13 protein-coding genes are annotated in these 18091 nt (G+C 69.3%); 8 read left to right on the top strand and 5 right to left on the bottom strand.

Annotated features, from left to right (window positions below):
- The first annotated feature begins 2 nt into the window (after positions 1-2).
- The 5 genes from Q5696_RS07880 (at position 3) to gabT (ending at position 6372) form a co-directional block, all read left to right on the top strand.
- Positions 3-674, top strand: coding sequence for a TetR/AcrR family transcriptional regulator (locus Q5696_RS07880; protein ID WP_305094638.1), 672 nt, complete (start codon positions 3-5; stop codon positions 672-674).
- A gap of 265 nt (positions 675-939) precedes the next feature.
- Positions 940-2205, top strand: a complete 1266-nt coding sequence (locus tag Q5696_RS07875; protein ID WP_305094637.1) for a DUF1214 domain-containing protein — start codon at positions 940-942, stop codon at positions 2203-2205.
- Positions 2206-2434: 229 nt separating this feature from the next.
- Positions 2435-3352 (top strand): ABC transporter ATP-binding protein, encoded by a 918-nt coding sequence (locus Q5696_RS07870; RefSeq protein ID WP_305094636.1) that lies wholly within the window; start codon positions 2435-2437, stop codon positions 3350-3352.
- A 26-nt stretch (positions 3353-3378) separates the two neighbouring features.
- Entirely contained in the window at positions 3379-4998 is a 1620-nt protein-coding gene (locus tag Q5696_RS07865) for an ABC transporter permease (protein ID WP_305094635.1), read from the top strand.
- Positions 4999-5019: 21 nt separating this feature from the next.
- On the top strand, positions 5020-6372 hold the full coding sequence (gene gabT / locus Q5696_RS07860; RefSeq protein WP_305094634.1) for a 4-aminobutyrate--2-oxoglutarate transaminase: 1353 nt from the start codon (positions 5020-5022) through the stop codon (positions 6370-6372).
- A 71-nt stretch (positions 6373-6443) separates the two neighbouring features.
- Here the strand turns inward: gabT and glgP are convergent, their stop codons facing one another.
- Together glgP and Q5696_RS07850 are read right to left on the bottom strand one after the other, a co-directional pair.
- The gene (glgP, locus tag Q5696_RS07855) at positions 6444-9026 is read right to left on the bottom strand and encodes an alpha-glucan family phosphorylase (RefSeq protein ID WP_305094633.1); all 2583 of its coding nucleotides are present in this window, start codon (positions 9024-9026) and stop codon (positions 6444-6446) included.
- A 41-nt stretch (positions 9027-9067) separates the two neighbouring features.
- Positions 9068-9604, bottom strand: coding sequence for a DUF1109 domain-containing protein (locus Q5696_RS07850; RefSeq protein ID WP_305094632.1), 537 nt, complete (start codon positions 9602-9604; stop codon positions 9068-9070).
- Positions 9605-9801: 197 nt separating this feature from the next.
- On the opposite strand from Q5696_RS07850, the gene Q5696_RS07845 reads away from it, so the two are divergent.
- The 3 genes from Q5696_RS07845 to Q5696_RS07835 are packed head-to-tail and all read left to right on the top strand — an operon-like array spanning position 9802 to position 15442.
- Positions 9802-11811 (top strand): maltotransferase domain-containing protein, encoded by a 2010-nt coding sequence (locus Q5696_RS07845; protein ID WP_305094631.1) that lies wholly within the window; start codon positions 9802-9804, stop codon positions 11809-11811.
- Complete coding sequence (gene glgB / locus Q5696_RS07840; protein WP_305094630.1) at positions 11808-13991, top strand: 1,4-alpha-glucan branching protein GlgB; 2184 nt, start codon at positions 11808-11810, stop codon at positions 13989-13991. The genes Q5696_RS07845 and glgB overlap by 4 nt, the downstream gene beginning before the upstream one ends.
- A complete protein-coding gene (locus Q5696_RS07835; protein WP_305094629.1) occupies positions 13988-15442 on the top strand; it encodes a neutral zinc metallopeptidase in 1455 nt (484 codons plus the stop codon). Before glgB ends, Q5696_RS07835 begins: the two co-directional genes overlap by 4 nt.
- 27 nt (positions 15443-15469) lie before the next feature.
- Here the strand turns inward: Q5696_RS07835 and Q5696_RS07830 are convergent, their stop codons facing one another.
- The 3 genes from Q5696_RS07830 to Q5696_RS07820 all read right to left on the bottom strand — a co-directional run bounded on the left by Q5696_RS07830 (position 15470) and on the right by Q5696_RS07820 (position 18073).
- Complete coding sequence (locus Q5696_RS07830) at positions 15470-16366, bottom strand: tetratricopeptide repeat protein (RefSeq protein ID WP_305095173.1); 897 nt, start codon at positions 16364-16366, stop codon at positions 15470-15472.
- Between the two features lie 49 nt (positions 16367-16415).
- Positions 16416-16790, bottom strand: coding sequence for a DUF3817 domain-containing protein (locus tag Q5696_RS07825; RefSeq protein WP_305094628.1), 375 nt, complete (start codon positions 16788-16790; stop codon positions 16416-16418).
- Between the two features lie 92 nt (positions 16791-16882).
- Complete coding sequence (locus Q5696_RS07820) at positions 16883-18073, bottom strand: acetyl-CoA C-acetyltransferase (protein ID WP_305094627.1); 1191 nt, start codon at positions 18071-18073, stop codon at positions 16883-16885.
- Positions 18074-18091: the final 18 nt, after the last annotated feature.

Below are 18091 nucleotides of genomic sequence, written 5' to 3'. Positions count from 1 at the left end.
TCATGGCACGCGACGGTGCGGCGACACGCGAACGGTTGATCACCGCTGCCGAGCAGGTGTTCGCCGCGCAGGGCGTCGAGCAGGCGAACCTGCGTGACATCAATCGTGCTGCAGGTCAGTCGAACAACTCGGCACTGCACTATCACTTCGGCGGCCGGGAGTCCCTGTTGAAGGCCGTGCTCGAGCGGCACCGCAAGGAGACGGATGCCTGGCGTGGAGAACTCGTCGCCGCGCAGTCCGGACGGGTGCCTTCGATCGAGGACCTGCTCGTCGTAGCGGTGTGGCCGTTGTCGTCTCGGCTCGAGAGCTCCAGCGGACGGTGCTATCTGCGGATCCTGCTGCACATCCGACGGCGCAGCGAGGTTCGAACTCACCACGTCTACAACACGAACAGCACCGACGACCTCCGATGGACATACGCACAGCTCCAGTCCCGCCTTCGGCATCTTCCGGAGTCACTACGGGACGAACGACTGGGGGTGTGGATCGACATGTCCCAGGCCGCCCTGGGTAGCCGGGCCGAGGACATCGATCGTGGCGTCGAGCAATCGATCGACAACAACGCCTTCATGAACAATCTCATCGACATGGGCGCTGCCGCACTCACCGCACCCAGCACACTTGTCGCACCACGACACATACCCGTGCGGGCCACCGACACCACGGTGAGCTGACCGGGACAGCGGAGACCGACCCGACCGCTCCTTCCACACACTGCGGCATCGGTGACGCGCTTCGCGATCGTTTCCGGAAAACGCACTGCCCCACAGCATCCGGGGCAGAAGATCCTGCCGGCGGCAACACAGCCGTCACCTCTGTCCTGCGCCTACCGAAAGGGGGCACGCCCGGGAATTCCTGCAGATCGCAACGAACGTTCCGAATCCACGACGGCGCGACAGTCATGGGATCACGCACTCCACACCTGAAAGCGAGCAACTCATGGTCAATCTTTCCAACCAGAACGAGCAGGACCTCGCCCAGCTCGACGCAGCATGGCTGAGCATGTGCGAAAACCTGCGCAATGCATCGAAAATCATCACCGACGATCCGCGATCCAGCTCTCCCGAGATGCGGGCGAAGGGATACCGCTACCTACTGAACCTGCTCAACGCAGGCCTCGAACAAGTCGTGTTCACAGCAGATCCCGACTTCCCCGAAGTCGGCCACCTGCAGGACACCACGAAGCGGTACTCCACCGAGTCGCCCGACTGCCTCTTCGGGCACACGGAACTCGACCCCGACGGCACCTATCGCCTCACCGGCACCGGTGGCCGCGCGCGATACATCGGGCTGACCCTGTACGACACCGTCAGCATCTACGAGAAGGCGAAGTCCGGCGGGGACGAGCCGAAGGACTACCTCGCCTCGATCAAGGCCGCCACCGGCTCCACCCTCGGAGCGATCTCCAACCCCGGCGGAATCACACTGAAGGACAACGGAGACTTCGAGGTCGTCATCAGCGCAGAACCGCACGCCGGCAACTGGCTACCGATGGACCCTCGGACGCGAAACATCATGACGCGCCAGTACTTCTACGACTGGGACGCAGAGGAGCCCTACCACATCTCGATCGAACGAATCGACCTCCAGAGCGATGGCCCCGTCACCGAGCCGCGGACCGTGACTCGCCATGTCGAGCATCTCGGCGAGTACGTGGACGGATTCGCCGACTACTGGTCCGCGATGTACCGACTCCGCGACGGTGGACGCAACCTCCTGCGCACACACCCCCCGGTCAGTTCGACGTATGCCGGTGACGCAGGTGCCATCGCCTACGGCGGTGGCACCTTCGAGATCGCCGACGACGAGGCGCTCGTCATCGAGGTGACGCCGCCCGAATGCCATTTCTGGAACATCCACCTCGGCGACTACTGGGGCCAGTCCCTCGACTACACGTATCGCCAGACCTCACTCAACGGCCATCAGGCCGTTCTCGACGAGAACGGCGTCTTCCGGGCAGTGGTCGCCCATCGCGACCCGGGAATCGCCAACTGGCTGGACACCGCAGGAAACAACTTCACCCGCTGCGTCTACCGATGGTGGCTCACCACCGGCTCCGAATTCCCCACACCGTCCGTACGGAAGGTCAAGTTCGCGGACCTGTCCACCGAACTACCGGCAACGACGCCGCGAATCGATCCGGCGGAGCGGCGGGAGATCCTCTCCCGCAGGCGCGCAGCGGTGCTGAAGCGCTACCGCCGCTAGCGACCAGGAGCGCGGCAGGGCGGCGGGGTGGAGAACGGGCACGCCGCCCCGCCGCCCCCGAGTTGCACCGAGAATGCCCTGCATCCAGGTGCGGGACGTCGACGGGTCGTGTACGGCGAGGTGCACATCGACGCTTTCACCCGGAAGCGTCACCTTCGCCCTTCGGACCAATCCGTCACCTGTCTCCGATCCTCTGCCCGACTGTTCGTCTCGGCCCTATGCTCGGGCGATGGACCCGGTGATCTCGGTTCGTGGGCTCGTCAAGCGTTTCGGTGACGTGCGGGCGCTCGACGGTCTCGATCTGGTGGTGGAGCCGGGGCGGGTGCACGGGTTCCTGGGGCCGAACGGGTCGGGGAAGTCGACAACGATCCGGGTGCTGCTGGGGTTGTTGCGGTCGGACGGTGGCGAGGCGGTGGTGTTGGGTGCCGATCCGTGGCGGGATGCGGTGGGCCTGCACCGGCGACTGACGTATGTGCCCGGGGATGTGATGTTGTGGCCCAATCTGACCGGCGGTGAGGCGATCGATCTGTTCGGCCGGTTGCGGGGCGGGCTCGACGAGTCGCGGCGGCGGGAGTTGCTCGACCGGTTCGAGCTGGACCCGACGCGGAAGGGCCGCACGTATTCGAAGGGCAATCGGCAGAAGGTGGCGCTGGTCGCGGCGCTCGCCACCGACGCCGAACTGTTGATCCTGGACGAGCCGACCTCGGGGCTGGATCCGTTGATGGAAGCGGTGTTCCAGCAGTGCATCGCAGAGGCGGCACGGGAGGGCCGCACGATCCTGCTGTCGAGTCACATTCTGGCGGAGGTGGAGTCGCTGTGTGATGTGGTGACGATCATCCGGGCGGGCCGGACCGTACAGTCGGGCACGTTGGACGAGTTGCGGCATCTGACGCGGACGACGGTGTCGGTGACGACCCGGCAGTCGCCGGATCGGCTCGGGGACGTGCCGGGGGTACACAATGTGGAACCACTCGACGACCAGGACAACGGTGTCACGTTCGACGTCGACGCGGACCGCCTCGATGCGGTGATGTCGACGCTGGCGAGCCTGGGGGTCGTGACGATCACGGCGCATCCGCCGACGTTGGAGGATCTGTTCCTGCGCGAGTACAGCGACGAGTTCGCGTCGCTGGGCATCGAGCGGTGATGACGGCGGCCACGACGGATCGGGAGGTGTCACGTCCCGTCGAGTCGGGGGCCGCCGATCCGCTGGCGGGGACGGGGACGCTGCTGCGGTTGGCGTTGCGGATCGACCGGATCCGGTTGCCGGCGTGGGTGATCGCGGTGGGTGGTTCGACGGTGTTGTTGGCGTCGAGTTATTCGAACCTCTACCCCACCGCGGAGGCACGGCAGGCGCGCGGTGCGCTGATCGAGTCGCCGGCGGCGACAGCTCTGGCCGGACCCGGTTACGGGTTGTCGGACTACACACTCGGCGCGATGGTCGCGAACGAGATCGCGGGCATGACGATGGTGGCGGTCGCGATCATGTCGGTGCTGTTGGTGACGGTGCATCTGCGGACGGAGGAGGAGACGGGGCGCGCGGAGATGCTGCGGGCGTCGGTGGTGGGCCGGTTCGCGCCGATCACGTCGGGGCTGGTGGTGGTGCTGCTGGCGAACGTGCTGATCGGGCTGGTGCTGGGCGCGGGCCTGTCGGCGGTCGGGTTACCGGCGGCGGGGTCGTGGACGCTGGCGGCGTCGGTGGCGGTCACCGGCCTGGTGTTCGGCGCCACGTCGGCGTTGTTCTCGCAGCTCACCGCGCATGCCCGTACGGCGAGCGGGCTCGGTCTGGTGGCGGTGGCGATGGCGTATCTGCTGCGGGCGATCGGGGACGTCGTCGCGAAAGAGGACGGCAGTGTGTGGTCGTGGCTGTCCCCGATCGGGTGGGGGCAGGCGACCGCCGCGTACGTCCACGACCGCTGGTGGCCGCTGCTGCTCGGTGTCGCGGCCGCGGTGATCGGGGTGGTGCTGGCGTATCTGGTGGTGGGCCGGCGGGATGTGGGCGCCGGTCTGGTCGCGCCGCGCGGGGGCCGGCCGCGGGCGACGCGGGCGCTGTCGGGGATCGCGGCGTTGACGGCGCGGATGCAGCGCGGTCAGGTGCTCGCGTGGATGCTCGGGGTGATCGCGTTGGCGTTCCCGATCGGGGCGCTGGGGCAGCAGGTGGCCGAGTTCGTCGACCAGGATCCGCGCCTGTCCGGGCTGTTGCCGGGCGGGGAGGGCAACGCCGCGCAGGGCGCGTTCGCGTTGTATCTGGTGTTCCTGACGGTGATGGCGTGCATGTATGCGATGACGGCCGTGCAGTCGGCGCGCGGCGAGGAGACGTCGGGTCGCGCCGAGGACGTGCTGGCGACGCCGGTGTCGCGGTGGCGGTGGCTGGGCGCCCAGCTGGTGGTGCTCTCGGTGGCCGCGATGCTGATCGTGGTGGCGGCGGGTGCGGCGATGGGGGTGTCGGCGGCGGCGACACTGCACGACTGGTCGATGTTCGGCCGTCTGGTCGGGGCGGCCGCGAATCTGTTGCCGGCGACGCTGACGGTGATCGCGGTGGCGGCTCTCGTCTACGCGTGGGCGCCGAGGTTCCTCGCGGTGGTGTGGGTGTATCTCGGATATCTGCTGGTGATCGGCATGTTCCTGGAAGTGCTGCCGGAGTGGACGGGGTGGGCGTCACCGTTCCATTTCACCCCGAACATGCCGGCGGACACGTTCGACGTGGTACCGCCGATCGTGCTGTCGGTGCTCGCGGTCGTGTTGTTCGCGGCGGCGCTGGCCGGGTTCCGGCGCCGCGACGTCCCGTCCTGATCCGACTTCCGGGAGGTTCCTGTGTCCGATGTCGAGTACCGGCTTCCCCAGCAGCGTCGGCTGCTCACCGAACTACCCGGGCCGCGGTCGCAGGCGTTGGCGGCGCGGCGCGCGACGGCGGTCGGGGCGTGTGTGGCGTCGACGGCGCCGGTGTACGCGGCGGACGCGGACGGCGGGGTGATCGTCGACGTGGACGGCAACACGCTGATCGATCTGGGGTCGGGTATCGCGGTGACGGGTGCGGGCGGATCGAATGCTGCGGTGGCGGCGGCGGTGGCCGAGCAGGCGGCCCGGTTCACGCACACGTGTTTCATGGTGACCCCGTACGAGGGGTATGTGGCGTTGTGCGAGCGACTGGTGGAGTTGACGCCGGGCGACCACGACAAGCGAGCGGTGCTGTTCAACAGCGGCGCGGAGGCGGTGGAGAACGCCGTGAAGATCGCCCGCCACGCGACGGGCCGGAATGCGGTGGTGGCGTTCGATCACGCGTATCACGGGCGGACGAATCTGACGATGGCGTTGACGGCGAAGAACATGCCGTACCGGGACGGGTTCGGCCCGTTCGCGCCGGAGGTGTATCGGGCACCGATGTCGTATCCGTTCCGGGAGGGCCGCAATCCGGACGGCAGCGAGGTGACGGGCGAGCAGGCGGCGCGGCGGGCGATCACGATGCTGGACAAGCAGGTCGGGGCGGACCGGATCGCGGCGCTCGTGCTCGAACCGATCCAGGGTGAGGGCGGATTCATCGTTCCGGCAACGGGTTTCGTGCCGACGCTGGTGGAGTGGGCACACGCGCACGGGATCGTGTTCGTGGCGGACGAGGTGCAGACGGGGTTCGCCCGCACGGGTGTCTGGTTCGCGTGCGAGCACGAGGGGGTGGTGCCGGATCTGACGGCGTTGGCGAAGGGGATCGCGTCGGGGCTGCCGTTGTCGGCGGTGGTGGGCCGGGCCGAGTTGATCGACAGTGTGCATGCCGGCGGACTGGGTGGCACGTACGGCGGGAATCCGGTGGCGTGTGCGGCGGCGTTGGCGACGCTCGACCAGATGTGGGATCTGGATCTGTGCGGGCGGGCGCGACGCATCGAGGAGTTGACGCGGCCGCGGTTGCAGGCGCTGGCCGACACCGCCGACATCGTCGGGGAGGTGCGTGGGCGCGGCGCGATGCTGGCCGTCGAGTTCGTCCGGCCCGGCACCCGGGAACCGAACCCGGAGGCCACGAAAGCTGTTGCCGCCCACGCCCTCGAACGTGGGGTCGTCGTGCTCACGTGCGGCACCTACGGCAATGTCGTGCGCCTGCTGCCGCCACTCGTCGTGCCCGACGCGTTACTCGCCGAAGGACTCGACGTGCTCGAGGACGCAGTGCGCGCGGTCTGACGCGTAGGTGCTGCCGCCGAACTGAACCTGTGACGGAAAACCGTGCTCGGTGAGATTCGAGCCACCGCTCACTACACGTACGGCGCCGCCACCAGTCCCAGCTCCGCGTCGCCGGCGAGCAGCCGGTGGTGCGGCAGGACACGGACGGTGTAGCCGACGGATCCCGAGACGGGCAGGGGTGCGACCGCCTCGAACATGTCGCCGAGTCCGTCGGTGCCGGTGTGCACCATCGGTACCACCGTCGTGTCGGTGAGGTCGTCGTCCTCCCCCACCCGGCCCAGTACTGCCTGCACCATCACGTCCTGCGGGTCGAGTCCGCCGAGGCGGACGAACGCCCGCAGCGACAGGTCGGCGCCGATCTCCGGGTCGTCCGGTAGTCCGGCGCTGTCCACCTGCACCACCTGCACACCCGGCCACGCCGACTGCACGCGCCGCCGATACTCGGCCACCTCCCGTGCCCCGGAGAAGTTGTGCGGCAGCATGTTCCGGACCGACACCGCCGCCGGCGCGTAGTATTCGACGGCGTAGTCGCGCACCATCCGCGACGCCAGCACCTTCGGCCCCAGGCTCTGCAGGGTGTGCCGCACCATCTCGATCCAGCGTCCCGGTATCCCGGCGTCGTCCCGGTCGTAGAAGCGGGGCAGCACCGCCTGCTCCAGCAGTTCGTACAGGGCGGTCGCCTCGAGGTCGTCGCGGCGCACCTCGTCGACCGCCCCGTCCGCCGTCGGGATCGCCCACCCGTTCTCGCCGTCGAACATCTCGTCCCACCAGCCGTCCCGGATCGACAGGTTCAGGCCGCCGTTGAGCGCCGACTTCATGCCCGACGTCCCGCACGCCTCCAGCGGACGCAACGGATTGTTGAGCCACACATCGCAACCCCAGTACAGGTAGCGGGCCATCGACATGTCGTAGTCCGGCAGGAACACGATCCGATGCCGCACATCGTGGCGGTCCGCGAACCGCACCACCTGCTGGATCAGCGCCTTGCCGCCCTCGTCCGCGGGATGGCTCTTACCGGCCACCACCAGCTGCACCGGGCGGTCCGGATCGAGGAGCAGCCGCCGCAGACGCTCCTCGTCCCGCAGCATCAACGTCAACCGTTTGTAGGTGGGGACCCGGCGGGCGAACCCGACGGTGAGCACGTTCGGATCGAACACCTGTGCCGTCCACCCCAGTTCGGCGTCGGTGGCGCCGCGTTCGAGCCACGACGCCCGCACCCGCCGCCGCACCTCGTCCACCAACTGCGCCCGCAACCGGTTGCGGGTGGCCCACAGCCGGGCCGGTGCCACGTCCCGCAGCCACTCCCAGCCACGGGCCTCCTCGAGCAGGTCGGGGCCGACGAGACTGCGCGCCAGATCCATCCACTCGCGGGCCGCCCACGTCGGGGCGTGGACGCCGTTGGTGACCGATCCGATCGGCACCTCGGCGGCGTCGAATCCCGGCCACAGCGACTCGAACATGCCGCGGCTCACCTCGCCGTGCAGCTTGGAGACGCCGTTGGCGCGCTGCCCCAGCCGCAAACCCATGTGCGCCATGTTGAACACGCCCGGATCGTTCTCGGCGCCCAGGCCGAGTATCCGGTCGACGGGCAGTCCGGGCAGCAGCGTCGACTCGGTCTGCCCGTCCCCTCCCCCGAACCAGCGGCGCACCAGGTCCGTCGGGAATCGGTCGATGCCCGCCGGCACCGGGGTGTGGGTGGTGAACACCGTTCCGGCCCGCACGGCCGCGAGCGCGGTGTCGAAGTCGACGCCCGCACCGGTGACGAGTTCCCGGATGCGTTCGAGCCCGAGGAACCCGGCATGCCCCTCGTTCATGTGGAACACCTCGGGGTCGGGCAGTCCGCGGCTGCGGACGTAGGCGCGCACTGCCCGCACCCCGCCGATGCCGGCGAGGATCTCCTGCGCGATCCGATGCTCCTGATCACCGCCGTACAGTCGGTCGGTCACCGCCCGCAGGTCCGGATCGTTCTCGGCGATGTCCGAGTCGAGCAGCAGCAGCGGCACCCGCCCCACCTGCGCGATCCACACCCGCGCCCGCAGCACCCGGCCGCCCGGCACACCGACGTGCACCAGCACCGGGGCGCCGCCGTCGGTGAGCAGCCGCAGCGGCAGCCCCTGCGGATCGTGCGACGGATAGTGTTCGGCCTGCCACCCGTCCGCGGTGAGCGACTGCCGGAAGTACCCGGACCGGTACAGCAGGCCGACGCCGATCAGCGGCAGCCCCAGATCCGATGCGGCCTTGAGATGGTCGCCGGCCAGGATGCCGAGCCCGCCCGAATAGTTCGGCAGCACCTCGGTGACCCCGAACTCCATCGAGAAGTACGCGATCCCGGTCGGCAGGTCGGCGCCGCGGCGCACCTGCTCCTGATACCAGCGCGGCCGGCTCAGATAGTCGTCGAGGTCGGCGGACGCCGTCGCCAGCACCGCCAGGAAACCCTCGTCCGCGGCCAACGCGTCCAGCCGGTACGGATCCACCTCCCCGAGCATCCGCACCGGATCGTGACGCACCGCCGTCCAGCACACCGGGTCGATCGACGCGAACAGGTCCTGCGTCTGCGGATGCCACGACCAGCGCAGATTCGTCGACAGCGGGCCCAACGCGGCGAGACGCTCGGGCAGGTGGGCTCGGACGGTGAACCGGCGCAGGGCTTTCACGCCGCGAACACTACCCACATTCGTGAACGTGCGACGGTGCGTCAGTCCCGCCAGACCGCGGTGAACTTGTACCACGCCCCACCTATATGTGTTGCGGAGAAGTCGTCGAATCCGGCTGGCGGACCGTCCGGCGAGTAGGCCCATCCTGAACTCACCGTGAGTCCCAGGCCACCTGCCTCGACGAAGTAGACGGCCCCACGAGTGTCCTTGCGGACGTAGAGGAAGTCGAAGCGCCCGATCTCGACGTTGGTGCGTGACTGCTCGGGTGACGCGCGTACATCGAGCGCGATGCGCTCGAACTCCGGTCGCAGGTCGTCGAACCCGGTGGGTGGAAACAGCACCGCGACAAGCGCGGCCACGCCGACAACGGCGGGTGCAGCAGCGATCCACCACGACCATCGCCGATCCTGGCCGATGACGTAGAGGGTTCGGATTGCCCAGACGAGACCAGTCACCGCGAGAACGAGGACGGCACCACCGGCGAACAGCAGCGGATCCGCCCACCGCCAGCCACCGAACCGGGACGGCCACCAGTCGTAGTGGATGCAGACGAGCACAGCCACTGCGATACCCGTCACTGCCAGGACAATGGGGCCTGGCAGCTTGTTCTGCGTCTTCGTCTCGGCAGACTCCGGGCGTCGTGTTCGAATCTCCCCCATTCCCGATACCGTACCGATCGGTCCACCCACACCGAGACTCGTGCTCGACGATTCCACCGTCGCTGCAACCCCTGATCTACCGTTGACGCATCAGCCGGTCAACGAACGGAGCCCGCGTGTCAGGTCGCCTCGCCATCGACGACGTGTTGCCGTGTATCGACGGCGGCAGGTTTCCGGCGAAAGCTGTCGTCGGTGAGGTGTTCCCGGTGTCGGCGACGGTGTGGCGGGAGGGGCACGACGCGGTTGCGGCCACCCTCGTCGTCGAGAAGCCGGGTCACCCGGCCGACACGCTCGCGATCCCGATGCGTCCGGGCCCGGAACTGGACGCGTTCCATGCGTCCTTCACCCCGACGAGTGTCGGCCCGTGGACGTACCGGGTCGAGGCGTGGGGCGATCCACTGGCCACGTGGCGGCACGCGGTGGAGGCGAAACTGGCTGTCGGGCAGGGCCCGGAGGATCTCGCCAACGATCTCGAGGTGGGTGCCCGGTTGTTCGAGCGGGCCGCCGCCGGTGCCGACCCGCACCATCGGGCCCGGCTGCTCGCCGCCGCGGCCGCGTTGCGCACGGACCGGCAGCTCCCGGCCCGTGTCGCGCCCGCGTTCGCCGCCGACGTCACCGAGGCGCTGCGGGTGCGTCCGCTGCGGGAGTTGGTGACGTCGTCGCGCAGCCACGAGGTGCTGGTCGACCGGCGCCGGGCCCTGTTCGGGTCGTGGTACGAGTTCTTCCCCCGCTCCACGGGTGGCCGTGACGCCCACGGTGTGCCGGTCCACGGCACGTTCGCGACGGCGGCCGCGGAGCTGCCGCGGATCGCGGCGATGGGGTTCGATGTCGTCTACCTGCCGCCGATCCATCCGATCGGGGTGGTGAACCGCAAGGGCCCCAACAATTCTCTCACCGCCGGCCCCGACGACGTCGGTTCGCCGTGGGCGATCGGGTCCGTCGACGGCGGGCACGACGCGATCCATCCGGCGCTCGGCACGGAGGCCGACTTCGCGGCGTTCGTGGCCGAGGCGTCCCGGCTGGGTCTCGAGGTGGCGCTCGATCTGGCGTTGCAGTGCGCGCCCGACCATCCGTGGGCGCGGGAGCATCCGGAGTGGTTCACGCAGTTACCCGACGGCACCATCGCGTACGCGGAGAATCCTCCGAAGAAGTATCAGGACATCTATCCGCTGAACTTCGACACCGACCCGGCCGGCCTGTCCGCGGAGGTGCTGCGGATCGTGCGGCACTGGATCGCCGCGGGTGTCGAGATCTTCCGAGTGGACAATCCACACACCAAGCCACCGGACCTGTGGGAGTGGCTGATCGCGGAGGTCAAACGCACCGACCCGGACGTGCTGTTCCTGTCCGAGGCGTTCACCCGGCCCGCACCCATGTACGGGCTCGCGAAACGCGGATTCACACAGTCCTACACGTATTTCACGTGGCGGGTACACAAGTGGGAACTCACCGAGTTCGGTGTCGAACTGGCCGCGAAGGCCGACGAGGCGCGCCCCAACCTGTTCGTCAACACCCCCGACATCCTGCACGCGAGCCTGCAGCACGGCGGCCCGGGCATGTTCGCGGTGCGGGCCGCGCTCGCCGCGACCCTGGCACCCACGTGGGGCGTCTACTCCGGGTTCGAACTGTTCGAGCACGTCGCCGTCGCACCCGGCAGCGAGGAGTACCTGGATTCGGAGAAGTACCAGCTGCGTCCCCGCGACTACGCCGGGGCGCGGGCCCGCGGCGAATCCCTCGAACCGTGGCTGGCGACGCTCAACCGGATCCGCCGCGCCCACCCCGCACTGCAGCAGCTGCGGACCCTGCGTTTCCACCACGTCGACCACGACGCGCTCATCGCGTACTCGAAGGTCGATCCGGTCACCGGGGACGCGGTCCTGGTCGTCGTCAATCTCGATCCGTCGGAGGCGCAGCAGGGCCACGTCCATCTGGACATGCCCGCGATCGGACACGATTGGCACGATCGGATCACGGTGCACGACAAGGTCAGTGGCGAACACTACGAGTGGGGGCAGCGCAACTTCGTCCGCCTCGAACCGTGGCGGGCGTGCGCGCACATCCTGGCGTTGCCGACGGTGCCGCGGGAGCTGCGGGCCCGGCTCGCCGACCGGGAGCACCGCCCGTGAGCGTGTGCCCACCCGACCCGCACGATCTGACTCTCCTCGCCCACGGCGTCCACCACGATCCGCACTCGGTGCTCGGCGCGCACCCGCACCCCGACGGCACCGTCGTGCGGGCGTTGCGGCCGGGCGCGCTGTCGGTGGCGGTGCGGGTCGGCGGCGTCGATCACGAGCTGCACCCGGTCGGGCACGACGTGTTCAGTGCCCTGCTCCCGATCTCCGACCTGCCCGACTACCGTCTCGTCGTCGCCTACCCGCTCGACCACATCGAGGTCACCGCCGACGGCTACCGGTTCTGGCCCACCCTCGGCGAGATCGACCTGCATCTGTTCGCGGAGGGCCGGCACGAACGGCTGTGGGAGGTGCTCGGCGCGCACCCGCGCCGCTACGACACCCCGGACGGTGTCGTGACCGGCACGTCGTTCGCGGTGTGGGCGCCCGCCGCCCGCGGGGTGAGCGTGCTCGGCGACTTCGACCTGTGGGGCGGACGCACGTTCCCGCTGCGCGCCCTCGGCGCGACCGGCGTGTGGGAGGTGTTCGTACCCGACGTCCTCCCCGGCACCCTGTACAAGTTCCGGGTCCACGGCCGCGACGGCGTCGTCCGCGACAAGGCCGATCCGATGGCGTTCGCAACCGAGGTGCCGCCCGCGACCGCGTCGATCGTCGCCGCGTCGACGCACGTCTGGACCGACGGCGAGTGGATCACCGCCCGCGCGCGGCGCGATCCGATCCGAGAGCCGATGAGCATCTACGAGGTGCATCTCGGGTCGTGGCGTCCCGGCCTGTCGTATCGCGAGCTGGCGGACGAGTTGGCGCGCTACGTCATCGAATCCGGGTTCACGCACGTCGAACTGCTGCCCGTCGCCGAACACCCGTACGGCGGCTCGTGGGGCTACCAGGTGACCTCGTACTACGCGCCCACCGCCCGTTTCGGCACCCCCGACGACTTCCGGGCGTTCGTCGACCGCCTGCACCGGGCCGGGATCGGGGTGATCGTCGACTGGGTGCCCGCCCACTTCCCCAAGGACGACTGGGCACTCGCCCGGTTCGACGGTACCGCCCTGTACGAGCACCCTGATCCGCAGCGCGGCGAGCAGCTCGACTGGGGCACCTACGTTTTCGACTACGGGCGCCGCGAGGTCCGCAACTTCCTCGTCGCCAACGCCCTGTTCTGGTTGGACGAGTTCCACATCGACGGGCTGCGCGTCGACGCCGTCGCGTCCATGCTCTACCGCGACTACTCGCGTCCCCCCGGGCAGTGGACACCCAACGTCCACGGCGGACGCGAGAACCTCGAGGCCGTCGCCTTCCTGCAGGAGATGAACGCCACTGTCCACCAGCGCCATCCAGGGGTCGTGACGATTGCCGAGGAGTCCACGGCGTGGCCCGGCGTCACCCGCTCCACCGGTGTCGGAGGCCTCGGCTTCACCATGAAGTGGAACATGGGCTGGATGCACGACACCCTCGGCTACCTCCGCCGCGACCCGATCCACCGCAGCGCCCACCACGACGACATCACGTTCTCGCTCATGTACGCGTGGAACGAGCACTACCTGCTGCCGATCAGTCACGACGAGGTCGTCCACGGCAAGGGCACGCCGTGGTCCCGGATGCCGGGCGACGCCGCCACCAAGGCTGCCGGGGTGCGACTGCTGCTCGCCTACATGTGGGCGCACCCCGGTAAGCAGTTGCTGTTCATGGGGCAGGAGTTCGGGCAGGCGGCCGAATGGTCCGAGCAGTACGGCCTGGACTGGCACGACCTCGAGGATCCGCTCACCGGGGACCTGCACCGCGGCATCCTCGCCCTCGTCGCCGACCTCAACGCCGCCTACCGGTCCGCGCCGGCCCTGTGGACCCTCGACGCCTCCCCCGGCGGCTACTCGTGGATCGACGCCGACGACACCGACCGGAACGTGCTCAGTTTCCTGCGCTACGGCAGCGACGGCTCCGTGGTGGCGTGCCTGTTCAACTTCTCCGGCAGCGTGCACACCGACTACCGGATCGGACTGCCGCAGACCGGAACCTGGTCGGAGATCCTCAACACCGACGCGCGCGACTATCTGGGGACCGGGGCCGGTAACTTCGGGGCCGTGACCGCCCTCGATCTCCCGTGGCACGGACGTCCCGCGTCCGCCGCGGTGACCCTGCCCGCGAACGCGGCGATCTGGCTGAGGCTGCAGCAGTGACGCGACCCTGCCTGCGCGCCGCGGCCCTCACCCTCGCCGCAGCCCTCACCGCCACCGGTTGCGCAACGACCACCGACGGCCGCGCCGTCTCCATCTACGACGACCCGTTCACCGTCGCCGGCCTGCCCGCCCACGACGGCCCCAGCGGCCCCAGAGCCGGTACCCCCGACACCGTCCGCGCCGTCGTCGGCGGCGACGACAGCGCCGTCGACCGGCTCGCCGTCAACGCCATCACCGACATCGAAACCTATTGGGCCGCCGAGTATCCGACGATCTTCAAGGGCACGTTCACACCGGTGTCCGAGCTGATGTCGTGGAATCCCGACGACACCGACGGCCCCCGCTTCTGCGGTATCGGCACCGACGACCTCGTCAACGCCGCCTACTGCACCCGCCAGGACGTCGTCGGCTGGGACCGCACCTATCTGCTGCCGGCCCTGGTCGACGCATTCGGGCCCATGTCCGTCGTCATGGTCCTCGCCCACGAGTACGGGCACGCGATCCAGCAGAAGTCCGGGCTCGTCGGCGACGACGATCCCGGTATCGTCCTCGAACAGCAGGCCGACTGTTTCGCCGGGGCATTCGTCCGGCACGTCGCCGAGGACGACGCCGCCCACTTCACCCTCGACACCGGCGAGGGCCTCAACTCGGTCCTCGCGGCGACGGTCGCCGTCCGCGACACCGAACCCGGCGCCGCCGACTCCGTCCACGGCTCCGCGTTCGAGCGGGTCACCGCCGTGCAGATCGGCTTCACCGACGGCCCTGCCGCCTGTACCGGCATCGACGCCGACGAGATCGCCTCCCGCCGCGCCGACCTGCCGCAGCACTACGAGGGACGCAGCGACGACGGCGAACTTCCCGTCACCGAGGAATCGGTGCGCGCCATCGTCGACTCGTTCGGTGCCGTCTTCGCACTCGCCGACCCTCCGACGCTCGATCTCACCGGTATCGACACCGACTGCGCCGACGCCGACGCCACCGCACCCGTGTCGTACTGTCCCGCCACGAACACGATCGGGGTGGATCTGTCGGCCCTCGTCGAACGCGGACGGCCCGTCTCCGGTACCGACGACGACGCCACCGCACTGGTCAGCGTCGACGTGACCGGCGACTACAGCGCCTATGTGCTGCTCGCATCCCGGTACACGCTCGCGGTGCAGAAGGCCGCCGGAATGCCGCTGTCCGGGCCGCAGACGGCGCTGCGGGCCGCGTGCCTGTCCGGGGCCGTCACCGCCGCTCTCAGCCCCGGCAACCCTCGCGCGGCGGACGTCGCAGCCCGTGTGTGGTTGTCCCCCGGCGACCTCGACGAGGCCATCTCCGGGCTGCTGTCCGACGGCCTCGCCGCCAGCGACGTCGACGGCGTCACCGTACCGAGCGGTTTCTCCCGCGTCGACGCGTTCCGCACCGGTGTCCTGGGCGGGCAGCCGACGTGCGCCGGCCGCTACCGCTGAGAACCTTAGAGCCGGGAAATCAGTAGATCAGTACAGCGCCGACGCGAGCTTGCGGCGGGCGGCGATCACGATCGGCTCCGCCGGATCGAACAGCTCGAACAGTTCGAGCAGCCGGGTCCGGACCCGGGTGCGGTCGTCGCCGGCGGTGCGGCGCACCAGCGCGACGAGCCGGTCGAACGCGGCCTCTGGATGCTGCGAGTACATCTCGGCGTCGGCGGCCGCGAACTGCGCGTCGATGGAGTCCGGCTGCGCCTCCGCGGTGTCGTAGACGTCCTGCGGTAGATCCTGGACGCGGGCGAGGAACGTGACCTGACGCAGCGCCGCCTGCGCCTGCGTGTTGCCGGGCTCGGAATTGAGCACGAGCCGGTAGGCGGCCATCGCGCCCTCGAAGTCGCCCTGTTCGAGCGCGTTCTCGGCCGCGACGAATCGCGGATCCTCCGGCTCGGGTTCGACTGGTCCGGCCGACGGCGGACCGGTCAGCTTGCCGTCGACGGCCTGCTGCAGTGCCGCGATCCATTCCCGCAGCTGCGCCTCCGGCTGCGCGCCCGCGAAGTCGGCGAGCGGCTGTCCGCCGGCGAGCGCGACGACCGTCGGCACCGACTGCACCCCGAACGCCTGCGCGATACCCGGGTTGGCGTCGACGTCGATCTTCGCGAGCACCCAGTTCCCGCCGCCCTCGTGCGCGAGCTTCTCGAGCACCGGGGACAGCTGTTTGCACGGCTCACACCAGGTGGCCCACAGGTCGACGACGACCAGGACCTGCATGGACCGCTCGAGCACCTCGGCCTGGAACGTCGCCTCGGTGACGTCGACGACGGGCGCGAGTCCGGTTCCGCCCGCCGGAGCCGATCCGGCCGGGGCTGCGGGTGCCGGCGGCTGTGTCGCGCGCTCCTTGAGACCGGAGAGATCCACGGCACCGGACATGGCCGCGGCGAGGGCAGAGGACGGGCGAGAACCGGGTCGAGTCACGGAATCAGTGTGTCACGGCCGGCTGCGGGGCGGTGGCAGCACCCGTCGACAGTTCCCCGAGCAGACCCTTGCCAGCGGCCCACTTCTCGAACCACACGGTCATGAACGGCGGCACACTCGACACCATCGCCAGTGCGAGGGTCGTGAAGTTCCACTTCAGGACGCGCGCAGTGACGAACGCGACCAGGATGTAGGCGACGAAGATCGCGCCGTGGACGGGTCCGAAGATCTTCACGCCGATCTCCGGGCCGCTCTCCGGCAGGTACTTGAATGCCATGCCGATGAGCAGGCCGGCCCAGCTGAAGGCTTCCAGAACGGCCACGAAACGGAAACGCTTGGGCCAGGAGCTGAGGTCGAAGATGTTTGCCATGGCCGCCATTGTGCCCGAGAAACTACGACGCCCCGTAGTTGATCCTGGTCACACCAGGCTCGACCACGGGGCGTCGGCTGCCGGTCGGCTGCTCGTTCGAGCTACTTCTTCGGCACCCGCACGATCAGGGCGTCGCCCTGGCCGCCGCCACCGCACAGCGCGGCCGCACCGACACCGCCACCGCGACGCTGCAGCTCGAGCGCGAGGTGCAGCAGGATCCGGGCACCGGACATGCCGAGCGGGTGACCGATCGCGATCGCGCCACCGTTGACATTGACCTTCGCCGGGTCGATGCCCAGTTCACGGGTCGACGCGATACCGACGGCCGCGAACGCCTCGTTGATCTCGACCAGGTCGAGGTCCTTCGGGTCGATGCCCTCGCGGGCGCAGGCCTTGGCGATCGCGTTCGCCGGCTGCGACTGCAGCGTCGAATCGGGGCCGGCGACGACGCCCGCGGCACCGATCTCGGCGATCCACTCGAGCCCGAGCTCCTCGGCCTTCGCCTTGGACATCACGACGACCGCGGCCGCACCGTCGGAGATCTGCGACGCGCTACCGGCGGTGACGGAGCCGTCCTTGCTGAACGACGGACGCAGCTTCGCGAGCGTCTCCGCGGTGGTGTCCGCGCGAATACCCTCGTCGGTGGCGACGACGACCGGCTCACCGCGGCGCTGCGGCACGCTCACCGGCACGACCTCGTCGGCGAACAGGCCGTCCTTCCACGCGCGGGCCGCGTTCTGGTGCGACGCCGCCGAGAACGCGTCCTGCTCCTCGCGGGAGACGAAACGGTCGCCGTGGTTGGCCGACTCGGTCAGGTTGCCCATCGGCTGGTCGGTGAAGATGTCGTACAGGCCGTCGTACGCCATATGGTCACGCATCGTGACGTCGCCGTACTTGAAGCCTTCGCGAGAACGCTCCAGCAGGTGCGGCGACCGCGACATCGACTCCATGCCGCCGGCGACGACGATGTCGAACTCGCCGGCGCGGATCAGCTGGTCGGCCATCGCGATCGCGTTGATGCCCGACAGGCACACCTTGTTGATCGTCAGCGCGGGCACATCCATCGGGATGCCGGCGGCGACAGCGGCCTGACGGGCCGGGATCTGTCCGGCACCCGCGGTGAGCACCTGGCCCATGATGACGTACTCGACCTGTTCGGGAGCGACACCGCCCTTTTCCAGGGCACCCTTGATGGCGATCCCGCCGAGGTCGGAACCCGACAGATCCTTCAGTGCGCCGAGCAGTCGTCCGACCGGGGTACGGGCCCCGGCAACGATCACAGAAGTGGTCAAGATTCCTCCATCGGTCGA

The organism is Prescottella sp. R16, from assembly GCF_030656875.1.
Taxonomy (GTDB): Bacteria; Actinomycetota; Actinomycetes; order Mycobacteriales; family Mycobacteriaceae; genus Prescottella.
This window is presented reverse-complemented; position numbering and strand designations above follow the sequence as displayed.